General features: G+C 65.0%; 20 protein-coding genes and 2 tRNA genes. 10 read left to right on the plus strand and 12 right to left on the minus strand.

The window, feature by feature from the left end; all coding sequences use genetic code 11:
• Together AC1VWL_RS15220 and AC1VWL_RS15225 are read right to left on the minus strand one after the other, a co-directional pair.
• Positions 1-75 (minus strand) — tRNA-Gln (locus AC1VWL_RS15220).
• Positions 76-101: 26 nt separating this feature from the next.
• Positions 102-178, minus strand: a tRNA-Met gene (locus AC1VWL_RS15225).
• 118 nt (positions 179-296) lie between these two features.
• Here AC1VWL_RS15225 and AC1VWL_RS15230 point away from each other — a divergent pair.
• The 3 genes from AC1VWL_RS15230 to bfr all read left to right on the plus strand — a co-directional run bounded on the left by AC1VWL_RS15230 (position 297) and on the right by bfr (position 1,773).
• Positions 297-908, plus strand: coding sequence for an RNA pyrophosphohydrolase (locus AC1VWL_RS15230; RefSeq protein WP_282270667.1), 612 nt, complete (start codon positions 297-299; stop codon positions 906-908).
• An 80-nt stretch (positions 909-988) separates the two neighbouring features.
• A complete protein-coding gene (locus tag AC1VWL_RS15235) occupies positions 989-1,189 on the plus strand; it encodes a (2Fe-2S)-binding protein (RefSeq protein ID WP_482987245.1) in 201 nt (66 codons plus the stop codon).
• Positions 1,190-1,302: 113 nt separating this feature from the next.
• Positions 1,303-1,773, plus strand: coding sequence for a bacterioferritin (bfr, locus tag AC1VWL_RS15240; protein ID WP_282270663.1), 471 nt, complete (start codon positions 1,303-1,305; stop codon positions 1,771-1,773).
• A 16-nt stretch (positions 1,774-1,789) separates the two neighbouring features.
• On the opposite strand, the gene AC1VWL_RS15245 is transcribed toward bfr, so the two are convergent.
• The 3 genes from AC1VWL_RS15245 to AC1VWL_RS15255 are packed head-to-tail and all read right to left on the minus strand — an operon-like array spanning position 1,790 to position 6,689.
• Positions 1,790-4,213, minus strand: a complete 2,424-nt coding sequence (locus AC1VWL_RS15245; RefSeq protein WP_482987246.1) for an ATP-binding protein — start codon at positions 4,211-4,213, stop codon at positions 1,790-1,792.
• Positions 4,210-6,030 (minus strand): EAL domain-containing protein, encoded by a 1,821-nt coding sequence (locus AC1VWL_RS15250; protein WP_482987247.1) that lies wholly within the window; start codon positions 6,028-6,030, stop codon positions 4,210-4,212. The genes AC1VWL_RS15245 and AC1VWL_RS15250 overlap by 4 nt, the downstream gene beginning before the upstream one ends.
• 17 nt (positions 6,031-6,047) lie before the next feature.
• Entirely contained in the window at positions 6,048-6,689 is a 642-nt protein-coding gene (locus tag AC1VWL_RS15255) for a DUF4126 domain-containing protein (RefSeq protein ID WP_282270657.1), read from the minus strand.
• Between the two features lie 168 nt (positions 6,690-6,857).
• On the opposite strand from AC1VWL_RS15255, the gene AC1VWL_RS15260 reads away from it, so the two are divergent.
• The 5 genes from AC1VWL_RS15260 (at position 6,858) to ampE (ending at position 10,378) form a co-directional block, all read left to right on the plus strand.
• Positions 6,858-7,598 carry a DUF6776 family protein gene (locus AC1VWL_RS15260; RefSeq protein WP_481614450.1) on the plus strand — a complete coding sequence of 247 codons (741 nt, stop codon included), beginning with the start codon at positions 6,858-6,860 and terminating at the stop codon, positions 7,596-7,598.
• A gap of 2 nt (positions 7,599-7,600) precedes the next feature.
• Complete coding sequence (locus tag AC1VWL_RS15265; protein ID WP_481614451.1) at positions 7,601-8,035, plus strand: bactofilin family protein; 435 nt, start codon at positions 7,601-7,603, stop codon at positions 8,033-8,035.
• A gap of 32 nt (positions 8,036-8,067) precedes the next feature.
• Positions 8,068-8,454, plus strand: a complete 387-nt coding sequence (erpA, locus tag AC1VWL_RS15270; RefSeq protein ID WP_282270651.1) for an iron-sulfur cluster insertion protein ErpA — start codon at positions 8,068-8,070, stop codon at positions 8,452-8,454.
• 61 nt (positions 8,455-8,515) lie between these two features.
• Positions 8,516-9,427, plus strand: a complete 912-nt coding sequence (nudC, locus tag AC1VWL_RS15275) for an NAD(+) diphosphatase (protein WP_482987248.1) — start codon at positions 8,516-8,518, stop codon at positions 9,425-9,427.
• Between the two features lie 66 nt (positions 9,428-9,493).
• Positions 9,494-10,378, plus strand: a complete 885-nt coding sequence (ampE, locus tag AC1VWL_RS15280) for a regulatory signaling modulator protein AmpE (protein ID WP_482987249.1) — start codon at positions 9,494-9,496, stop codon at positions 10,376-10,378.
• 141 nt (positions 10,379-10,519) lie between these two features.
• Here the strand turns inward: ampE and AC1VWL_RS15285 are convergent, their stop codons facing one another.
• From AC1VWL_RS15285 to AC1VWL_RS15305, 5 genes are all read right to left on the minus strand, one after another.
• The gene (locus AC1VWL_RS15285) at positions 10,520-10,936 is read right to left on the minus strand and encodes a DUF2752 domain-containing protein (protein ID WP_482987250.1); all 417 of its coding nucleotides are present in this window, start codon (positions 10,934-10,936) and stop codon (positions 10,520-10,522) included.
• A gap of 48 nt (positions 10,937-10,984) precedes the next feature.
• Positions 10,985-11,266, minus strand: coding sequence for a CD225/dispanin family protein (locus AC1VWL_RS15290; RefSeq protein ID WP_482987251.1), 282 nt, complete (start codon positions 11,264-11,266; stop codon positions 10,985-10,987).
• 21 nt (positions 11,267-11,287) lie between these two features.
• The gene (locus AC1VWL_RS15295; protein WP_282270644.1) at positions 11,288-11,620 is read right to left on the minus strand and encodes a hypothetical protein; all 333 of its coding nucleotides are present in this window, start codon (positions 11,618-11,620) and stop codon (positions 11,288-11,290) included.
• A gap of 97 nt (positions 11,621-11,717) precedes the next feature.
• On the minus strand, positions 11,718-13,607 hold the full coding sequence (locus AC1VWL_RS15300; protein ID WP_482987252.1) for an MFS transporter: 1,890 nt from the start codon (positions 13,605-13,607) through the stop codon (positions 11,718-11,720).
• 82 nt (positions 13,608-13,689) lie between these two features.
• Positions 13,690-14,562, minus strand: a complete 873-nt coding sequence (locus tag AC1VWL_RS15305; protein WP_482987253.1) for a LysR family transcriptional regulator — start codon at positions 14,560-14,562, stop codon at positions 13,690-13,692.
• A gap of 97 nt (positions 14,563-14,659) precedes the next feature.
• Between AC1VWL_RS15305 and AC1VWL_RS15310 the strand changes: the two genes are divergently transcribed.
• Positions 14,660-15,871: an MFS transporter gene (locus AC1VWL_RS15310; RefSeq protein WP_482987254.1), complete on the plus strand. Its 1,212-nt coding sequence runs from the start codon at positions 14,660-14,662 to the stop codon at positions 15,869-15,871.
• A 278-nt stretch (positions 15,872-16,149) separates the two neighbouring features.
• On the opposite strand, the gene yccS is transcribed toward AC1VWL_RS15310, so the two are convergent.
• Both yccS and AC1VWL_RS15320 read right to left on the minus strand, forming a co-directional pair.
• The gene (gene yccS / locus AC1VWL_RS15315) at positions 16,150-18,318 is read right to left on the minus strand and encodes a YccS family putative transporter (RefSeq protein ID WP_482987255.1); all 2,169 of its coding nucleotides are present in this window, start codon (positions 18,316-18,318) and stop codon (positions 16,150-16,152) included.
• Positions 18,319-18,409: 91 nt separating this feature from the next.
• Positions 18,410-19,327 carry a LysR family transcriptional regulator gene (locus AC1VWL_RS15320; protein WP_482987256.1) on the minus strand — a complete coding sequence of 306 codons (918 nt, stop codon included), beginning with the start codon at positions 19,325-19,327 and terminating at the stop codon, positions 18,410-18,412.
• Between the two features lie 83 nt (positions 19,328-19,410).
• On the opposite strand from AC1VWL_RS15320, the gene AC1VWL_RS15325 reads away from it, so the two are divergent.
• On the plus strand, positions 19,411-20,406 hold the full coding sequence (locus tag AC1VWL_RS15325) for an aldo/keto reductase (protein WP_482987257.1): 996 nt from the start codon (positions 19,411-19,413) through the stop codon (positions 20,404-20,406).
• Positions 20,407-20,446: the final 40 nt, after the last annotated feature.

Raw genomic sequence — 20,446 nt, forward strand, 5'->3', positions numbered from 1 at the left:
TGGCAGCCCCGGAAGGATTCGAACCTCCGAATGTCTGAGTCAGAGTCAGATGCCTTACCGCTTGGCGACGGGGCTGTAGTGCAGGTTCAACCTGCTTCCCATGGTGGCTATAGGTGGACTCGAACCACCGACCCCAGCATTATGAGTGCTGTGCTCTAACCGGCTGAGCTACATAGCCTTGGGAGCCGGTAATTCTGGTGGTGTCGTGAGGTTTTGTCAACAGGTTTTTCTGTGCTTGTGGCATGACAGCAGCCATGGCAGAGTCCCCGACAGTAGAAATTTTAGGAGTCCGCATCGTGATCGATCCGGACGGCTATCGACCGAACGTCGGCATAGTGCTGATGCGGGAAGACGGGCAGGTGTTCTGGGCACGACGCGTGCGCCGGGATGGCTGGCAGTTCCCGCAAGGTGGCATGAATACCGACGAAACCCCGGTCGAGGCCATGTATCGCGAATTGCAGGAAGAAACCGGCCTGCTGCCTGAACACGTCGAAGTCCTGGGGGCGACTCCCGGTTGGCTTCGCTATCGGCTGCCCCCGCGGGCCATCCGCCATACCGAGAAGCAGGTCTGCATCGGCCAGAAGCAGGTCTGGTTCCTGCTGCGGCTGACGGGCGACGAGGCACATGTGCGGCTGGATGAGACCGATACGCCGGAGTTCGATCACTGGCGTTGGGTCGACTTCTGGTATCCGGTGGAACACGTGGTCATGTTCAAGCGTGGCGTCTACGCGCGCGCGCTGCGTCATCTGGCGCCATTGGCGCGTGGTATCGCAGGCCAGGGCGTGCAGGCGATGCCTGCGTCCGCACAGGAGGCCTGGATGCCGGGTAGCAGCGCTGGCCATGAGCGTCCGCGCAAGCGTCCGCGGCGGCCCGGAGTCTGGCGCGGCAAGAAGATTAATAATGATTAACGCCCGAAATTGACAACCATTCGCATTTGCGATTGAATGCTGACACGGCCGCTACGTGCCGGGTTCAGGGGCGTCAAGCCGTGTACGTTTGCATCTGCAATGGAGTTACCGATCACCAGATCCGTGAAGCCGCGCTTGCCGGCTGCGATACGGTGTCTGAGCTGACCATGCGTACCGGTTGCGGCTCCAACTGCGGTTCCTGCCTGGACATGGCCGCCGGCTTGCTGGAGCAAGCACGCACTACCCGAGAGCTGCCCCTGCCGCTGCTGCGGGCGGCCTGAGCGGGCCTTGCTGCCACCGCCAACGGCGGTGGCTAATGATCACGATTCGCGTTCCTTCATTGTCTGCCGGCAACCGGTAAAGTGCGCTCGTTCCCCTAGTCGGAGTCAGCGCCATGAAAGGCGACGCCAAGGTCATCGAATTTCTCAACAAGGTCCTCTACAACGAGCTGACCGCCATCAACCAGTACTTCCTGCACGCCAAGATGCTGAAGAACTGGGGCTTGAACGAGCTGGCCGAACACGAATACAAGGAATCGATCGACGAGATGAAGCACGCCGACGTGCTCTCCGATCGCATTCTGTTCCTCGAAGGTCTGCCCAACTTCCAGGCGCTGGGCAAGCTGCGCATCGGCGAAAACCCCACCGAAATCCTCAAGTGCGATCTGGCACTGGAGAGTGAAGCGGCGGCGGTGCTGCGCGATGCGGTTGCCTATGCCGAATCGATCAGCGATTACGTCAGCCGCGAACTGTTCGTGAAGATCCTCGATTCCGAGGAAGAGCACATCGATTGGCTGGAAACCCAGTTGGACCTGATCGACCGCATCGGCGAGCCGAACTACCTGCTTACCAAGCTGGAAGACTGATCCCGCTGCAGCGGGATCACTCCTGCGCTTGCGTGCGCTGCTCGGCCTGGTAACCGGCCAGCGCCATGCGCGCGCGCGAAAACTCGGCCACGATCAGCGCCACCATCACGGTGGGTCGTTCCAGCGTTCCGCTGCGCGCGCCGTGCTCGAGCCGGCGCGCCGCTTCAGACAGCGCCAGTACGCCGACATTGGCGCTGGAAGACTTCAGGCTGTGCGCAAGCTCGCCCAGCCGCTTCAGGTCTGGCATCACCGCGGCTTCCTGCAGATGCCGCACCAGTTGTGGTGTCTCGTCCAGGAACACGTCGATGATGGCGTTGATCTCGTCACCGGCGATCTCCAGCAGTTCATCCAGCACGCTGCGCTCCAGTATCGAGGCGGTGATGCCATCGGTGTGCGCGGTGGAGGCGGCGGCCAATGCGTTGGCGGAGAGGTCGGTGCTGGGCATGCTGGTAACCGGTTCGGCAGTTGCGCTGGATGCGGGCTTGAAGGCCAGCAGGCAGTTCAGGAGTTGTGTGCGGGAAATAGGTTTGGACAGGTATTCGTCCATGCCGGCGTCCAGGCAGCGCTGGCGGTCGCCAGCCATGGCGTTGGCGGTCATGGCGATGATCGGCAGGCGGTTGCTGGCGCCGCTGCTGGCCTCGTGCTCGCGCCAACGGCCGGTGGCGGCAAAGCCGTCCAGTACCGGCATCTGGCAGTCCATCAACACTGCGTCGTAGCGCTTGGCGTGCATCTTGTCGAGGGCGATGGCGCCGTTCTCGGCGGCTTCCGTGCTGGCACCGAGGACCTTCAGCAGCTTCTGCGCAACCATCAGGTTGACCGAGTTGTCCTCGACCAACAGCACCAGCATGCCGGCCAGGTCGGCACCTGCGTTGGCACTGTTGGTGGCTGCTGCTGGCGCTGTCACCGGCTTGCTTTGCGCGCCTGCTGGGAAGCCTGCAGGTGCGATCGTTGCCGGTGCCGAAGTCGACGCTGTCGCAACAGGCGCCATTGCAGCGGCGCCGGTGTTGCCCGGCAGCAATGCCGGTGGCGGGCTGGGTGCAAGCTGCAATGGTTCGGCCAGGGCGTTGCGCAGCTGGGTATCGGGCAGTTGCCGTGGCAGCAGGGTGGCACCATCGCGCAGTCCTTCAGCGATCGGGGCATCGCCGTACAGCCACAGCAGGCGTGGACGGTTGTCGTCCATGCGTTCGATCGCGCGTTGCAGGGCCGGGGCACTGTTGCGCAGGGGCTCCAGGTCGCCGATCACCGCATGGAAGATGCCGGACACGGTGGGCATGCGCAGGCGTTCCAGTGCTTCCTGCAGGTTGTTGGCGGCAACCGGCTGGTAGCCCCAGTTTGGCAGTATCAGCTGCAGCCGCTGGCGCAGCCGCTGTTCGGGCGTGACCAGCAGTACCTGGCGCACTTTGCGCAGGTGATCGGGCTGGTGCAGGTCGCCGATGACTTTCAACAGCGGGATTTCGAACCAGAACGTGGAGCCGCGCAGGGGCTCGGAGTGCACGCCGATGCTGCCGTGCATCAGGTCGACGATGCGCTTGCAGATGGCCAGGCCGAGCCCGGTGCCGCCGTACAGGCGGGTGGTGGACGCATCGGCCTGGGTAAAGGCGTTGAACAGTCGCTGTTGTTGGTTTGTGTCCAGGCCGATGCCGGTGTCGCGCACTTCAAAACGCAGGCGGTGCTGTGCCGCGGTTTCGCCCAGGCGTTTTACATGGATGCTGATTTCGCCAAGTTCGGTGAACTTGATCGCGTTGACCAGCAGGTTGCCCAGTACCTGCCGCAGGCGCACCGGGTCGCCGCGCACCGACAGGCGCACGGCAGGGTCGATATGCAGCGACAGGCGCAGGCCTTTGTGCTCGGCTGCGCGCTGCATCAGCCGCAGCATGCCGTCCAGGGTTTCGCGCAGGTTGAAGGTGGTGATTTCCAGCTCCAGCCGGTTTGCTTCCAGCTTGGAGTAGTCGAGGATGTCGTCGACGATGCGGAACAGCTGACGTGAGCTGTCGGTGGCGGTATCGAGCATATTGCGCTGGTCCAGGCTCAGCGGGCCCTGTGCCACCAGTTCCAGCATCGGCAGGATGCCGTTCAAGGGCGTGCGGATCTCATGGCTCATCGTGGCCAGGAATTCGCCCTTGGCCAGGGTGGCGGCTTCGGCGGCCTGTTTGGCTTGCAGCAGCGCTTCCTGCAGCGTGCTGTGGTCCCGAGCGGCAACCTGCAGGCGGTTGTTTTCCAGCACCCGCTCTTCGATCTGCAGTTGCAGGGCATGTGCCTGTCGCTGCTGCTTGTTGGCGGCAATGGCTGCCAGCAGCGCTGCGACCGCCGCAACGCCAGCGCTGGCGGTGGCGGCGACGGCAGGAATGGCGGGAATGAAGCCGGCCGCGCACGCAGCAGCGGCGCAGCCTGCTGCCAGCAGTGCCCAGCCGCGCGCTGCACCCGATGCAGTCGCGCTCACAGCACCGCGTTCTGGAAGTCGAAGTTGAGCTCGCTGCCAGCGCGCTGCACCACGTTGCCCTGGATGAAGTCGATGCCGCCCATCCACATCGCGGCAGCGGCCTGGGGATCTTCGATCTGCTGGCCGATGATCTGCAGGTTGGCGCGGTGGGCAAGGTCGATGGTGCTGCGCAGTTCGTCACGCAGCTTCTGGTTGGTGTGGCTTTCGGCGTAGCGTGCGGCCATGCGCACATAACTCAGCGGCAGCTGGGTCAGCAGGGCATTGGCCTCTGCGCCGGGTTCGAACTGGCTCAGGCAGAACTGCACGCCGGCCGGCATCAGCTGCGCGCAGAACTGTTGCAGGCTTACCGCATGCACCAGTGCATCGGACAGGCGCACATCGATGACCAGCCCATTGCCAGCTACCTGGCGTTCCTGCAATGCGCCCAGCAGCCATTCGGCATAGGCGCTGCGCGACAGCGAGCGCAGCGACTGCGAGACGAACAGGCGCATCGGTGGCTGCGCGAACTGGTACAGGTGCAGCAGGCCCAGCGCGTGCTCGACGACCTGCTGGTCAAGGTCGGCGATACGCCCGGCTGCTTCGGCGGCGGGAATCACCTGGCCGGCGGACAGCAGGGTGCCGTTGCTCTGGCGCAGGCGCAGCAGCAGCTGGTACTGCGCGGTATCGCCGCCAGCGACGGCGACAATGGGTTGGTAGGCCAGTTCGATCTGGCCATCGAGCAGGGCCAGGTGTTCGTTGTTGATGGCGACGTCGTTGCTCTCATAGGCAGCAACGCCGGTGCTGCTCAGGCGCGCCTGCAGGGCGGTGCGCTCCACGGCTTCCAGCGCGGCGTCGGCGTCGGCCAGGTCCTGCGACAGGTTGGCGTGGCCGACCACGCAGCGCAGGAACACCGATTCATCCTCGCGTGGTGCAAAGGGCTGTGCCGACAGGCCATCGCGGACCTGCTGCGCCAATGCCGGCACTGCGGCTTCTTCGATGCCGCGGGTCAGCAGCAGGAAGCTGTTGTCGTTGAGCCTGGCCAGCAGGTGCGGGCGCAGGTTCTCGGCCAGGCGTTGTCCGGCCTGCACCATCAATCGCTCATAGCTGGCGTAGCCATAGCGCTCGCGCAGGCCCAGCGCGCTGGCGATCTCGATGAACATCAGGCCGGCTGGTTGCTGCTCGGCGATGGCAGCCTGCAGCTGTTGCATCACGTTGTGGCGGGTCGGCAGGCCGGTCTCGGGGTTGTTCATCAGCGGGCCGGCATCGGCCTTGCCCGGTGCCTGCATGCGGTTGCGGCGGATGCGGTTGGCGACGGCTGCGACCAGGTGGCGCGGCCGGATCGGTTTGACCAGCACATCGTCGGCGCCGCAGTCGAGGACTTCGAACTGGCGGTCGGGATCGGCCTCGCCGGTCAGGAACACGATCGGCAGCAGCTGTTGGTTTGGCTGTTGGCGGATCATCGCGGTCAGCCGCATGCCATCGAGGCCGGGCATGTGCAGATCCATCAGGATCAGGTCCGGGTGGTGTTCACCGATGGCCTGTTGCACGCCTTCAACATCCATCTGCACGAAGGCCTGCATGCCGGCACCATGCAGCACGCTTTGCGCGAACAGTGCCTGCGAGCGGTTGTCCTCGACGATCAATACGCGGTACGGCGTGTCATCGCCGACATCGCTGGCCATGGCAGCCGCAGCTGCGTCGGCGCCGGGTTTGAGCTGCGCCTGCACGGCTTCGGTGGGCGGCGCATTGCGCACGCTCCAGCGCTGCCAGTAATCGGCTGGCGGGGTTTCCGCGCGTAGCGGACGGTTGGCGGTGGTGGGAGTGTCGTTGCTGGCCATCAATGGGGATTATGCGGTCACGGGGCGGGGGGCAGCGAGTGCTTACCCGGCTTGGATGGTGCCGAAGTTGGCGCGTCGGTGCTGGCGAAGATGCGCTTGAGCCCACGCCATAGCATGCGCCAGACCAGCCATACCGTCAGCGCACCGATGATGCTGGCGCTGAGCACGAAGATCAGTGCCAGCCACGGGTGTGCAAGGGCCAGCGCCAAGGCGCCGATCACCACGCTGTCCTCGGCAAACGAAGCCATCCAGTTGCTGGCAGGTTCCGGAGAGGTGTTGAGCAGGGCGCGGGTGCCGGCTTTCAGGCCGTGGCTGGTCAGCGCGATGCCGGCACCGGCAGCCAATACGCCGGTACTCAGTTCGCCATTGGGCGACAGGGTGGCAGCGGCAAGGAAGGCGCCGGCCGGGACCCGCGCCAGGGTCTGCAGCAGATCCCAGATCGAATCCACGCCGGGGATCTTGTCGGCAAAGAACTCGGCCACGGCCAAGGCGCCGGAAGTGCCCAGCACCCACCAGGATTCGGTGGCCTGCAATGCCGGCGGCAGGTCCACCCAGCCCATCAGCCCGGCCATACCGACGCCGAACACGGTCAGGTAGACGCGTATGCCCGCCAGCCAGGCCAGCAGGATGCCGATGACGAATACGTGGGCTTCTGTCATGGGAAGTGGTTCGGCCGGATACTGTGAGCAGGATCGCAACTATCGAGCATGCCTGCGGTGATTGCCAGCCGCCAGCGCATAAGCGCATGTACATACGTGTCGTTTACACTGGTCCGTCGTTTCAGACCGAGCACGGGTGTCGCCCTTCCGGGAGCACTGGAACCTGCCATGACCAACCGACCTTCCTCACGTTTCCAGATCACCCCCCGTGGTGGCGCGGCCCCGCGTCCAGGCTGGGTGCCGATCGCTGTCCTGGCGGCCGCTTGGCTGCTATCGCTGCTGCTGGTTGGCTGGTTGGCGGCACGCTACGCCTCGCCTGATGCCGGCGGCATGCGTGAAAAGCTGCGCCAGAGCGAGGCCCTGGTAGGCCAGCAGCGCAGCCAGCTGGACGAACTGCGCCAGCGCCAGGCCACGCTGGAGGCCTCTGACAAGATCAGTCGCGCTGCCAACAGCGAAGTGCAGACGTCGCTGGGTGAACGCGACGAAGAGATTGCCGGCCTGCGCGCCGACGTTGCCTTCTATGAACGCCTGGTCGGTTCCACCAGCCAGCGCAAGGGGCTGAATACCCATTCGGTGGAGTTCACCCCGGAAGCGGCTGGCACCTGGCATTACAGCGTGGTGCTGACCCAGAATCTCAATCGCGGTGCGATCAGCCAGGGCCAGATGCGGTTTTCGGTCGAGGGTGTGAAGGACGGAAAGCTGACGACCGTCAGCTGGGATGACCTGCATCAGCGAAAAGGGGCGCCGGGGCAGGATTATTCCTTCCGTTATTTCCAACAACTGGACGGTAGCGTGATGCTGCCCCGGGATTTCACACCGCAACGTGTGCGAGTCTCCCTGTCCGGATCCGGGGGGGGCTCCAACCAGACATTCGATTGGAAACTCGCCGGCAACGGCAGAGGGGAATAAGCATGTTCAAAAGCAAGTCCAAGCACGATACCGACCTGTCGGTAGACGCCCTCATCGGTTCGCAGGTGGAAATCCGCGGCGACGTGGTGTTCAGTGGCAGCCTGTACGTGGAAGGCCGCATCATCGGCAAGGTGATCGCCGAGGAAGGCGCCAAGGCCATGCTGACCCTGGCCGAGCACGGCCGCATCGAGGGTGAAGTGCGCGCCGCCGTGGTGGTGCTCAGCGGCAGCATGGAAGGCGATGTGCATGCCAGCGAGCGCATCGAATTGACCCCCAGCGCCCGTGTCACCGGCAATGTGCATTACACGGTGGTGGAAATGAGCGCCGGTGCCCAGCTCAACGGCCGCCTGCTGCACACCGCGGCGATGGCTGCGTTGCCGGCGCCCGATGCCAAGGGCAATGAGAAATCCAAGAAAGCTGAAGCCGCTGCGGCTTGAAACAGGGGCTTCACGCCCCCATCCTGAGCGCCATGAGCACCCTAGTTTCCCTGCCCGGCGTGCAGCCGGCGCCTGATTACCAGTCCTTGGACCGTCCGCTGAACTTCACGCCGGCGGCTGCTTCCAAGGTGCGTGAGCTGATCCAGGACGAGGGCAACGCTGCGCTCGCCTTGCGTGTCTATATCCAGGGCGGTGGCTGCTCCGGCTTCCAATACGGTTTCGAGTTCGATGAGAACCGTGCCGAGGACGATCTGGCCGTGGTCACCGAAGGCGTGACCCTGCTGGTTGATCCGCTGAGCCTGCAGTACCTGATGGGGGCAGAGGTCGATTACAGCGAAAGCCTGACCGGTGCCCAGTTCGTGATCCGCAACCCCAACGCCCGCACCACCTGCGGCTGCGGTAGCAGCTTCTCGGTCTAAGCGGTGACAGCCGTGCTGCGGCTGGTTGCGCTTGTGCTGCTTTGTCGTCAGGCTCTGGCGGATGCTGAATTCTGAATCCCGTTTCGCCGGGCACGCCTTTGTCGGCGCGCCCTTGGACCGTGCCGATGCCCTGCGTGGCGACGCCGATGCCTTGGCTGCCTTGTGGCCAACAGCGCAGATCCTGGTGTTGGACACCGATGGCACCGCGTTTGCCGATGATGACCGGCAGCCGGCGCTGTTCAGTGGCAGCGATCTGGGCGGAGGCCCGGGTACGGCGATCTTCCTTGGTCTGCGCGAAGGGCGCGCCTGGTTTGTCGCCGAGGCGGCGACGCTGACGGTCAAGGCACCGCAGCGGATGGACCTGCGTCAGGCCGCGGTGACCTGGCCGGCCGAGGTGGCCGACGTATTCTGCTATGCACGCGGGATGTCGTACTGGCATTCGCGCAATCGATTCTGCGGTGTCTGTGGCTCGCCGGTGCGCTTTGGTCGCTTCGGTTTCATTGGCCATTGCGACCAGTGCCGTACCGAGCACTATCCACGCGTGGACCCGGCGGTGATCGTCGCGGTCGAAAACAATGGCCGCCTGTTGCTGGGCAGGCAAAGCAGCTGGGTCGCGCGCCGCTATTCGGTGCTGGCCGGGTTTGTGGAGCCCGGCGAAACCTTCGAGCAGACCGTGGCCCGGGAAGTCTTCGAGGAAGCGCGGGTGCGGGTGATCCAGGCGCAATACCAGGGCACCCAGCCGTGGCCGTTCCCGGGTGCGCTGATGGTGGGTTTCCGTGCCAGTGCGCACGACGACGTGCCAACCGTGGACGGTGAACTGGAGGACGCGCGCTGGTTCAGCGTCGAGGAGGTTGGCGCCGCGCTGCAACGTGACAGCAACGACGACGGGCTGGGCATCCTGCTGCCGCCGCGGCTGTCGATCGCACGCACCCTGATCGAGCAGTGGTACCAGAGTCAGTGCCGTGAGGGCTGATGGCCGCGCGGCTTGCCAGCCGTTGCGGCGCTGGCAGGGCCTACAATCAGGGGCCGGAGGGATCGCATGTTCACAACCTTGGTAGCGGTAATCGCAGCGCTGGTGCTTGGCCATCTGGCCCCCTCGCTGCTGGCGACGTTGCGGGATTGGCGCTGGTTCGGGCGTTGCCTGGACTGGCTGCGTGCACAGCTGGGCGAATCGGCTGCGCATTACAGTGTGTTGCTGCTGGTCGCGCCCTGTGTGTTGTTGATCGGCCTGCTGCAATGGACGCTGGCCGGGCGCCTGTTCGGTCTGCCTGCGCTGTTGTTTGGCGTTGCGGTGTTGGCGCTGTGCTGGGGCCCGCGCGATCTGGATCGCGATGTCGAGGCGGTGATCGACGCCGAAGACGAGGCCGCGGCTGCGCTGGCGGCATCCCGGCTGCAGGCAGCGGGCGGCAGCATGCGCGAGGACGCGCCGGGTCTGGTCGAGGCGACCGCGATCAATGCGCTGCGGCGCTGGTTTGCACCGCTGTTCTGGTTCCTGTTGCTGGGGCCGCTGGGGGCGGTGTTGTACCGGCTGTTGGCGCAGTCTTCGCAAGGCCTGCAATCACAGCAGCTGTCCACTGAAGAGCGACGCTCCGGTGATGTGTTGCTGGCGGTGCTGGAGTGGCCGGTGGCGCAGCTGATGACGCTGTCGATGGCCTTGGTGGGCAATTTCGATACGGTGTTTTCGGCCTGGCGTCGCGCCGCGGGCAACCGCTGGGCGCTGCAGCTTGGCTTTCTGGCCGAGGCCGCACGCGCAAGCGTTGGCGCCGAGCTGGTCGAAGAGGCGGAAGAAGCGCGGCTGGCCGGGCAGGTGCCGGCAGACGAACGCTACCCGGAACTGCGCGATGCGATGAGCCTGGTCTGGCGCATGTTGCTGCTGTGGATGGCCTTGCTGGCGTTGCTGGTGATTGCCGGCTGGGTAGGTTGAGTCGGCCAGGCCGTTGCAGTCCGGTTATGCGACAGAGCACCCGGAGCAGGATTCCAGTGGTGTTTCAGGTTGCCCGCGATGTGCCCCGGGTGCGCTGCGCTTACCCGGACTACGTGGTTGCGTGGCGTCTGGGACGGCCTCTCAGCCCGGAGCGAGCAGGTTGAACGGATACCAGGGCAGGTTGCGTAGCAGCCAATAGGAAACGATCACCACCAACCACGGGATCGGTCGCGCGAACAGGCGTACTGCCCATTGCAGCCGCACTGGCCACAGTCCCGCGCTATGCAGTGCCATCACCAGTACCGGCACGATCGAGACAATCAAGAGGGGGTTCATTGCCATGGCCTGGGGCAGGTCCAAATGGACCAGGGCGTGCAGGCAGCGGGTGCTGCCGCAACCAGGGCACCACAGGCCGGTCAGGGCATGGAAGGGGCAGGCCGGCAGCGGATTGCCCGGGGTATTCGGATCGATCCGGCTCAATACCGCCGCAGCGCCCACGCCGATGCCGCCAATTGCGGCCAAGGGCATGTAGCGCAGCAGGTGTTGCGGGAACTGCATGTCAGGACAGCAACAGGCCGGCCGGATCCGGCCGGCCTGTCGGATTCATCAGTAGCTCGAAGCGCCGCTCATCGCGCCGCCGAGGCCGAGCACCATGACCAGTACGATGTACAGGATGGTGACGACGATGCCTGCGCCAGCCGCATAGATGGCCCACTTCTTTGCCTTGTCAGCGGCATCACGTGCACCGGCGACATCACCAGCGGCCAGCAGGCCGTTGACCTTGGCAGCATGGATGATGGACACGATGCCCAGCGGCAGGCAGCAGAACAGGGTGGACAGGATTGCCCAGACGAGGTTGTTGGATACGGCCGGACTGCTTGTATTCATGTAAAACTCCTTGTTAAAAAATCAGCGCGACTTGCAGGCATTCGCCGCAGTCAGCGGCGAGATGATCATTGTGGCGATCCAGCACAGGGGCCACGTGATGAAACCAATGAAGACAAAGCACAGCAGGAAGTTGACGAAGGCAATTGCCCAATAGCCGAACATGATGATCAGCCCGGTGGCGACATTGCCGGCGTACAGGTGGCCAATGCCGAAAACCTGGAAAAACCCCGGCAGTACTTCCAGCAACGCTGCTATCCCGCCGGATTTCTGCGGGTGGTAGTAGTGGTGTACCTGCTGCGGCGCGGTTGGCGGCGCAGGTGGCACGGCTGGCAGTGATGGCGTGGTGTTGTCCATGTATCCCCTTGCTCCTTGGCTGTGCTGCGATCTCCGGCAGGCACATAGGGGGGTAGCCTAGCCACTTGTCCGATTTCTGGAAAGTGGTTTCCCCTACTCAGGCCTCATCACCACGCAACTTGCGGACCAGGATCTCGAGCTGCGGGGCATCGGTCTGGGCGCCATCTACCGGTGGCCCGGCGACCACCTCGATGTGGGCGCGGAAGCGGCGCGGCACCCGCATCTGCCCCAACCGGGAATCGCGCCGGCTCCACATGCTGGACCACATGCCCTTCAGCGCCATCGGTACCACCGGCACCGGGCGCCGGGCCAGGATCTTCTCCACCCCGGACTTGAAGGCGGCAATCTCGCCGTCCTTGGTCAAGGCGCCCTCGGGGAAGATGCAGACCAGCTCGCCTTCGGCCAGCGCCGCATCCACCTCGTCGAAGGCACGCTGCATCAGCGCGGCATCCTCCTTGGGACTGGCGATCGGGATGGCCTTGGCGGTCTTGAAGATCCAGCGCATCACCGGCACGTTGAAGATCCGGTAATACATGACGAAGCGTGCCGGCCGCGGAATCACCGCCGACAGGATCAGCGCATCCATGTAGCTGACGTGGTTGCAGACGATCAGCGCGGCACCTTCGTCCGGCACATTGGCCTCAACGCCCTTGACCCGCAGCCGGTACAGGGTGCGCACCATCAGCCAGCTGAGGAAGCGCATCAGGAACTCGGGGACGATGCTGAAAATGTAGACCGCGACCACGATATTGGCGATGGCCAGCGCCAGGAACAGCTGCGGGATGCTCCACTTGAGCACACTCTGGGTGATCAGGCCCAGCACCGCTGCCAGCACGATGAAGCCGGAATTCTGGATGTTGAGCGCGGCGAACACGCGCGACATTTCCGACTTTGGTGTGCGGCTCTGGATCAGCGCGAACAGCGGCACCACGAAGAAGCCGGTGAACAGGCCGATGCCGAGCAGGTCGATGATGATGCGCCAGCTGCCCGGCTGCTGGATGAAGCCGGCAACATCCAGGCCTGCCGCCGTCGCCGCGCCGGTACGCGCGAAATACAGATCCAGCAGGAACGCGCTCATGCCGAAGGCGCCCAACGGCACCAGGCCGATTTCGACGATGCGCCCGGACAGCTTCTCGCACAACAGCGAGCCGACGCCGGTGCCCAGCGAGAACAGCGCCAGCGCGAAGATGTAGAGCACCTCGTCGCCACCAAGGTTCACCACCGCATAGGTCGGCAGCTGCGAGGTGAGCACGGTGCCGAAGAACCAGAACCAGGACACGCCGAGGATGGCGTTGCGTACTGCTTTCTGCTTCTTTGCCAGGCGCAGCACCACCAGCGATTCGCTGATCGGGTTCCAGTTGATCTTCAGTTCCGGTGCGCCCGCGTCCACGCGCGGGATCATGCGTGCGGTGAAGTTGCCGATCATCGCCAGCGCGATGATGGCCACGGCAGCGACGATAGGTCCGTGGGCGCCGGCCAGTGCGAAGATCATGCCGCCGGCAATCATGCCGGTGAGTATGGAGATGGAGGTGCCCATTTCCACCAGACCGTTGCCGCCAGTCAGTTCCTCAGGCTTGAGGATGGAGGGCAGTACCGAGTATTTGACCGGGCCGAACAAGGTGGATTGCAGGCCGGTGCAGAACAGCGCAACCAGCAGCACCGGCATGTTCTGGGTAAGGAAGCCGACCGCCGCCAGCGACATCACCACGATTTCCATGGTGGTGGTGATGACGATGAGCTTCTGCTTCTCCAACTTCTCGGCGATCTGCCCGGCAAGTGCCGAGAACAGGAAGTAGGGCAGGATGAACAATGCCGGCGCCAGATTGGTATACAGCGTGCGTTCTTCGCTGCTGACGCCCAGGTAGAACAGCAGGCCGATGATCGCCTGGCGATAGATGTTGTCGTTGAACGCACCCAGCGCCTGGACGATGAAGAAGGGGAGGAAACGGCGCTGCTTGAGCAGGGCGAACTGGTTGTGGCCGGACATCGTGACTCCTCGGTGCTGCGCGGCACATTAGCAGAACGGCATGATCGTTTTGGTCAAGCCAGGTGTGCAGTGCAGATGTTTCTCAGGCGGCGTTTGCGGGTAACAGCCCGAGCAGTGCGCGGGCCGCCGGGGTCGGATCGGCACGCCATACCGCGCAGGTGCGGAAACGGAACTGCTCTGCCAGTGGCCGCACGACCGTGCGCTGCATGCGTGCGGCCATGCTGTCCGGCACCACCGCCACCGCCAGGCCGGCGGCGACCAGCTGCTGCTGCAGCTCACTGTGGGTGACCTCGTATTGCAGCTGGGCCTGGATGCCGCGTTCGCGCAGGGCGTCATCCAGCATGCGCCGCACCCCGGCACCGGGCACCAGGGCAGCCAAGGGCAGACCTTGCAGTGCCTGCAGCGGGATTGCCGCGAGACCGGCCAAGGGATGGTCGATGGGCATCACCAGCGACAGGCCTTCCTCATGCAACAGGCGGTGTTGTGGCGGCAGGGTGATCTGTGGCCCGACGCCGACCAGCGCCACGTCCAGGCTGCCCTGTTCCAGTTCGGCCAGTAGCACATCGCTCATGCCTGCCTTCAGGTGGACCTCGACGGCCGGGTGCGCGGCCCGGAATGCCGCCAGCAGTGCCGGCACATCTACCACATTGAGCGAGGTGATCTGGCCGATGTTGATGCGGCCGCGCACCGTGCCCAGGGTCAGTGCCATTTCCTCCTGCAGGCGGGCGGCCGCCTGCAGGGTCAGCCGGGCGTTGTGCAGGAACACCTCGCCGGCAGCGGTGGGCCGTACCCGCCGGTGGCTGCGCTCGAACAGGCGGGTGCCGAAGGCATCCTCCAGCCGCGCGATCTGGTGGCTCAGCGCCGACTGCACGGTGTGGCAGCGGGCGGCCGCAGCGGTGAAACCGCCTTCCTCGGCCACGGCGACGGCGAATTCGAGCTGGCGCAGGGTGAACATGCCATCACTGAAACAGATGGATGGGATGAAAACAATACATTGGCGTCATCGATGGCGGCGGCCCAGACTTGCCGCAGTTCCCGCCGTGGCCTCCCCCATGAATACCCCCGTCTCCCACTCGCCCCATCGCCCCTTGAGCCAGGCCCAGGTCCTGCTGCTGGCCGCAGCCACCGGCCTGATCGTGGCCGGCAACTACTACGCACAGCCCCTGCTGCAGATCCTGGCCGAGGCCTTCCGGATCGGTGCCGACGAGGCGGGCTGGGTGGTGACGGTGGCGCAGCTGGCCTATGCCGCCGGCCTGCTGCTGATCGTGCCGCTGGGTGACCGGCTTGAGCGCCGCCGACTGATCGTCGGTCTGTTCGTGCTGGCCGCGGTAGGCCTGGCGATCAGCGCCACCGCCACCCACTTCGTGCAGTTGCTGGCAGGCACAGCCCTGTCCGGCCTCAGTGCGGTGGCGGCGCAGGTGATCGTGGCGCATGCGGCAGGGCTGGCCGAGCCCGAACATCGCGGGCGGGTGGTCGGCACCATCATGGCCGGCCTGCTGCTCGGCATCCTGTTGGCGCGCACCGCTTCCGGCGTGCTGGCCGGGCTGGGTTCGTGGCACAGCATCTACTGGGTGGCCTGCGTTGCCCTGCTGGTACTGGCGGTGGTGCTGGCGCGCTTGCTGCCAGCGCACCAGCCCAGTGCCAGCCTGTCCTATCCGCGCCTGATCGGTTCGGTGCTGGCCTTGCTGCGTGATGAGCCCTTGCTGCGCCAGCGCTCGGTGTTGGGTGGCTTGCTGTTTGCCGGCTTCAGCGTGTTCTGGACGCCGCTGGCCTTCCTGTTGTCAGGCCCGGCGTACGGTTACTCGATTGCCACCATCGGCTTGTTTGGCTTGATTGGTGCGGCCGGTGCATTGGCCGCCAGCAGCGCCGGTAAACTCAGTGACCGTGGGCATGGTCGCGCGGTGGCGGTAGGTGGCCTGCTGATGATGCTGTTGTCGTGGTTCCTGCTGGCCTTCGCACCGGTGTCGCTGTCGGCGCTGATCGTGGGCGTGCTGTTGCTGGATATCGCCGTGCAGGCGGTGCATATCAACAACCAGAGCGTGATCTACCAGTTGGATGAGAGCGCCCGCAGCCGCATTACCTCGGCTTACATGACCTGCTATTTCATCGGCGGCGCCAGTGGTTCGGTGCTGAGCACGATGGCCTGGACGCGCTATGGCTGGAATGGCGTCTGCGCGCTGGGTGGCGTGTTCGCGGTGATCGGCCTGCTGGTGTATTTCATGCCGGTGCGCAAGCAAGCCGCAAAGAATGTGGGAGCGGTGTAAGCCGCGAAGCAAATTGCGGCACCTTCGCAGAAGGGCGTGCATGCCAGGCTTTTGTAGGAGCGGCGTAAGCCGCGAAGCTGGTGATGGTGACGTTAATGGATCGCCTGCGATCTGAGCGGCTGGGTTTTATGCTTTGTGGCAAAGGCAAAGGCAAAGGCAAAGGCAAAGGCAAAGCGCAAAAGCAACGGCACCCCTCCCCAACCCTCCCCTGCGCTCCGCGCAAGGGAGGGGGTAGAAGCAACGCCAACTGCCAACCGCCACAGCCACAGCCACAGCCGCTACGCTGGCAGCATCGCTTCTTCCGCCGCTGCCCTCAGCTTCGGTAACAGCCTCAGCATCAAGGCCAGCTGGGTGCGCACCAGCCGCGACTTCTCATCGATCTCGTCCGGCATCTGCTCCAGCGCATCGGCCAGCGCGACCTCGTCTTCCTGAGGTTCCGCCGGCTGGCGCCTGCCCAAAGCTGCAGCCAATGCCGCCAGCGACTGCTGCAGCTGCTGGTGCCCGCCCGCAACCAACACATCTTCATTGACCGCATCCGCCTGCGCGCGATGTGCACCCAGCGCTGACAGATAGCCGAGCAAGGTGTTGGACAGGGCGAGGAAACGGAAGCCCGCATCCAGGTTGCCGCGGGCATAACCCGGCTCGCGCAGCATGTTGGCCAAGGCCACCGACAGTGCGACGTCGGCGTTGTGCATGTCGCGGCGGGCGATGCGGTAGGGCAGGTCGTCGCGCATGCCACTGCGGTACTGGCCCAGCACTTCATCCAGGTAGGCGGTGCTGGTGGCGATCACCTGTGCCATCACCTTGTGCAGGCGCCGGCCTTCCCAGTCGGGCAGGATCAGCAGCGAGGCGATGGCGGCGATGACGCAGCCGATCAAGGTGTCGAGGAAGCGCGGCCAGATCAGCACGAAACCGTTGCCGATCAGGTTGAAGCACAGCAGCGCCATCACCGTGATTGCGGCCGTGGCCAGCAGGTAACGGTCGGTGCGGGTGATGAAGAACAGCAAGGCCGCTGCCAGCGCCAGCAACAGTTGCAGGCCGGTGCCGGGGAACAACTGCATCAGTGCCCAGGTCGCACCCAGGCCGAGCAGGGTGCCGGCGATACGCTGCACCAGCCGCAGGCGGGTGGCGCCGAAGTTCGGCCGGCACACGAAGACGACGGTCAGCAGGATCCAGTAGCCGTTCTCCGGGTGCACCACCCTCAGCAGCGCGTAACCGGCGATCAGCGCCAGTGCGATGCGCACGCCATGGCGGAACAGCAGTGAGCCCGGCGTCAGCGCCTGGCGCAGGCGGGTGCCCATTTCGCGCAGGGTGTGCGGCGAGGAATCCCGCAGGCGGGTATCGATGCCTTCCAGCGGTGTATCGGCCAAGGCGGCTTCGGACAGCTGCCGCTCGATGCTGGTCAGGTTGGCGGCCAGCAGCTGCAGCGAGCCAAGCAGGCGCGTCCACTGCGGATTGCGTTGCTCGCGCAGGTATTGCAACGAGGACTGCAGGTCCTGGCCGGCGACGCGGGTGCGTTCGCCATAGTCGAACGGCTGGCGCAGGCGGATGGCCTCTCCCAGCGACTGGCAGGCCTTGCCCTGCAGCGACAACAGGCGCCGGCAGCGGTACAGCACGTCGCTGTGGAAGAAGGCATCAGCCAAGGCTTCATACGGGTAGTGCGAGGAACTGGCGCGTTCGTGGAAATCCTGCGCCATGTAGTACAGGCGGAAGTACAGGCCCGACTGCACACCGGGCCGGCCGGAGCGGCCGAAGCGGCTGAGGATGGCGGTCTTGGCGATGTTCAGCGCCTGCACCACCCGCACGTTCTGCTCGGCCAGGGCCAACCGCCGTGCCTCCAGGTTGCCTTGCCGCACCGGTTCGAACAGGTCGGCCTTGAGCTGCAGGTAGTGGCCAAGTTCGAAGAACAGCCGTGCCAGCCGTTCGCGCACCGGGCGGTTGGCGAACATCGCCGTCCACAGGATCGACAGCAGCCCATACCAGCTGGCGCCGACCAGCAGTGGGGTCACCTCACGCAGTGCCTGCTGCTGGCTGACGTTGTGGTGCTGGTCCATCGCGATCATCGCGTAGATCGCCAGCGTCACCGTGGCCTGGCCGATGGAGGCGTAACGCTCGCCCAGCGCACCGAGCAGGGTCAGGCCGAAGGCGGTCAACGCCAACGCGCTGATGAAGGGGACGGGGTAGGGGAACAGCGCGATGACCGCCGCCGCGGCAGCGACGAAACACAGCAGCGACAACAGCACGGATTTTGTGCGGCCCCACCAGTTGTCGTCGGTCTCGGCGATGGCGCTGGCGATGATGCCCAGGAACAGGCCGGGGATGGCTTCAAGGTGGCCGTCGTACCAGCCATAGGCGATGGCGGCAGTGAGCGCGATGAACACGCGCAACCCGTAACTGGCTTTTTCGTGGGCCCAGAGTTGGCCGAGGTGACGGTCGATGCGGCGCATGCCGGAAGCGTGGACTCGCGGGGATCAGGTTGCCAGCTTGCGTCGCCGTGGCGATGCAGGCAAGCGCGATCCGTCTGCAAGTGTGCAGGGCTCAGCCTGCGGTATTGGCCGCGCGCATGAAATCGAGGAAGACGCGCAGCTTGGGTGCCAGCTGTTCGCGCGAGGGGTAATAGAGATGGAAGCCGGGGTAGGGCGGTTGCCAGTCATCGAGCAGTCCTTGCACGCGACCGGCGTCGATGTCGGCGCGGGCGATGGCTTCGAATATCTGCAGCAGGCCAAGTCCGTCGCGCGCTGCCTGCAAGGCCAGGGTGCTGTCGTTGAGCAACAGTGGTCCGCTGACATCGAGGGTGAAGTCGCGGTGATCACGGCTGAACTCCCAGGGCATCACCCGGCCATTGCTGTTGCGGTGACGGATGCAGGCATGTCCGATCAACGCTTCAGGCGTTTGCGGCGTGCCATGCCGCTGCAGGTATTCCGGCGCGGCGACCACCGTCCAGCGCATTGGCGGCCCCAGCGGCACTGCGATCATGCCGTCGGCCAGCGCCTCGCCCAGGCGGATGCCGGCATCGAAGCCTTCGCCGACTACATCGACCAGTGCCGCCTGCATCGAAAGTTCCACTTCAACCTGCGGGTAGGAGGCGTGGAAGGCGGGCAGGTGTGGCAGCAGCAGATATTCGATGGCGAAGCGTGGCGCGGTGATGCGCAGCTGGCCGGTGGCGACATCGCGGTTGGCCTCCACCGCATGCAGCGCCTCGCCGATCCGGGCCAGCGCCGGGGCGGTGTCCAGCAGCAGGCGCTGGCCGGCCTCGGTCAGGCCAACCCGGCGGGTGGTCCGCTGCAGCAGACGGGTGCCGAGGCGGCGTTCCAGGTTGCGGATGGTCTGCGACAAGGCCGACGGCGAGATACCCAGTTCGATCGCTGCGTGGCGAAAGCTGGCATGCCTGGCCACGCAGGCGAAGGCCGCCAGGGCCGGCAACAGGCTTGGGTCTACTGTGAAGTCAGGCTTCATGGTCAATGTGGAGTATCCGCCTTTATCGACATAGTGGCGAGGGCCTACAGTTGCCTCCGTCCTTTCCCCCGTTGGAGTCGCCGATGAAAACCCGAGTTCTGGGCCGCAATGGTCCTGTTGTTTCCGCACTTGGCCTGGGCTGCATGGGCATGAGTGCGTTCTATGGCGGCCGTGGTGATGATGCCGCCTCGATTGCGGTGATCCACCGCGCGCTGGAACGTGGCGTGACGCTGCTGGATACCGCCGACATGTACGGCCCGCATACCAATGAAGTGCTGGTTGGCAAGGCGATTGCCTACCGTCGTGCGCAGGTGTTCCTGGCCACCAAGTTCGGTGTGCGGCTGGATGCCAATGACCCGCAGGCGCGCGGTGTCGACGGTCGACCGGAATACGTGCAGGCGGCCTGCGAGGCCAGCCTGCAGCGGCTTGGCGTGGATCACATCGATCTGTACTACCAGCACCGTGTCGATCCGCAGGTACCAATCGAGGACACCGTGGGTGCGATGGCGCGGCTGGTCGAGCAGGGCAAGGTGCGTTACCTGGGCTTGTCCGAGGCAGCACCGGAGACGATCCGCCGAGCGCATGCGGTGCATCCGATCACCGCGCTGCAGACCGAGTATTCGTTGTGGTCGCGCGAGCCGGAGCAGAACGATGTGCTGGCGACGGTGCGTGAGCTTGGTATTGGCTTCGTGCCGTACTCGCCGTTGGGCCGTGGCTTCCTGACTGGTGCGATCCGCAGCCCGGCCGATTTCGAGGACGGTGATTACCGGCGCAATTCACCGCGCTTCCAGGGCGAGAACTTCGACCGCAATCTGGCGCTGGTGGAACAGGTCAATGCGATTGCCGCCGACAAGGGTGTGAGCCCGGGGCAGTTGGCCTTGGCATGGGTGCTGGCGCAGGGTGACGACCTGGTGCCGATTCCGGGCACCAAGCGCCTGCCGTATCTGGAAGAGAACCTGGGTGCGCTGGATGTGGTGTTAAGTGCCGAGGACCTGGCGCGGATTGACGCCGTGTTCCCGGTGGATGCCGCGGCGGGGCTGCGTTACCCAGCGGCGAGCATCGGCAGCGTGCATCGGTAGAGCCGAGCTCTGCTTCAAATGTAGAGCCGAGCCATGCTCG

Source organism: Stenotrophomonas sp. STEN063 (assembly GCF_056854515.1).

Excerpts from the sequence above, each read along its gene's own strand:
- ampE (WP_482987249.1), top strand. The coding sequence starts at position 9,494 with ATGTTCACAACCTTGGTAGCGGTAATCGCAGCGCTGGTGCTTGGCCAT.
- AC1VWL_RS15265 (WP_481614451.1), top strand. The coding sequence starts at position 7,601 with ATGTTCAAAAGCAAGTCCAAGCACGATACCGACCTGTCGGTAGACGCC.
- AC1VWL_RS15255 (WP_282270657.1), bottom strand. The coding sequence starts at position 6,689 with ATGACAGAAGCCCACGTATTCGTCATCGGCATCCTGCTGGCCTGGCTG.
- nudC (WP_482987248.1), top strand. The coding sequence starts at position 8,516 with ATGCTGAATTCTGAATCCCGTTTCGCCGGGCACGCCTTTGTCGGCGCG.
- erpA (WP_282270651.1), top strand. The coding sequence starts at position 8,068 with ATGAGCACCCTAGTTTCCCTGCCCGGCGTGCAGCCGGCGCCTGATTAC.
- bfr (WP_282270663.1), top strand. The coding sequence starts at position 1,303 with ATGAAAGGCGACGCCAAGGTCATCGAATTTCTCAACAAGGTCCTCTAC.
- AC1VWL_RS15320 (WP_482987256.1), bottom strand. The coding sequence starts at position 19,327 with ATGAAGCCTGACTTCACAGTAGACCCAAGCCTGTTGCCGGCCCTGGCG.
- AC1VWL_RS15250 (WP_482987247.1), bottom strand. The coding sequence starts at position 6,030 with ATGGCCAGCAACGACACTCCCACCACCGCCAACCGTCCGCTACGCGCG.
- AC1VWL_RS15285 (WP_482987250.1), bottom strand. The coding sequence starts at position 10,936 with ATGCAGTTCCCGCAACACCTGCTGCGCTACATGCCCTTGGCCGCAATT.
- AC1VWL_RS15290 (WP_482987251.1), bottom strand. The coding sequence starts at position 11,266 with ATGAATACAAGCAGTCCGGCCGTATCCAACAACCTCGTCTGGGCAATC.
- yccS (WP_482987255.1), bottom strand. The coding sequence starts at position 18,318 with ATGCGCCGCATCGACCGTCACCTCGGCCAACTCTGGGCCCACGAAAAA.
- AC1VWL_RS15295 (WP_282270644.1), bottom strand. The coding sequence starts at position 11,620 with ATGGACAACACCACGCCATCACTGCCAGCCGTGCCACCTGCGCCGCCA.
- AC1VWL_RS15325 (WP_482987257.1), top strand. The coding sequence starts at position 19,411 with ATGAAAACCCGAGTTCTGGGCCGCAATGGTCCTGTTGTTTCCGCACTT.
- AC1VWL_RS15305 (WP_482987253.1), bottom strand. The coding sequence starts at position 14,562 with ATGTTCACCCTGCGCCAGCTCGAATTCGCCGTCGCCGTGGCCGAGGAA.
- AC1VWL_RS15260 (WP_481614450.1), top strand. The coding sequence starts at position 6,858 with ATGACCAACCGACCTTCCTCACGTTTCCAGATCACCCCCCGTGGTGGC.
- AC1VWL_RS15310 (WP_482987254.1), top strand. The coding sequence starts at position 14,660 with ATGAATACCCCCGTCTCCCACTCGCCCCATCGCCCCTTGAGCCAGGCC.
- AC1VWL_RS15300 (WP_482987252.1), bottom strand. The coding sequence starts at position 13,607 with ATGTCCGGCCACAACCAGTTCGCCCTGCTCAAGCAGCGCCGTTTCCTC.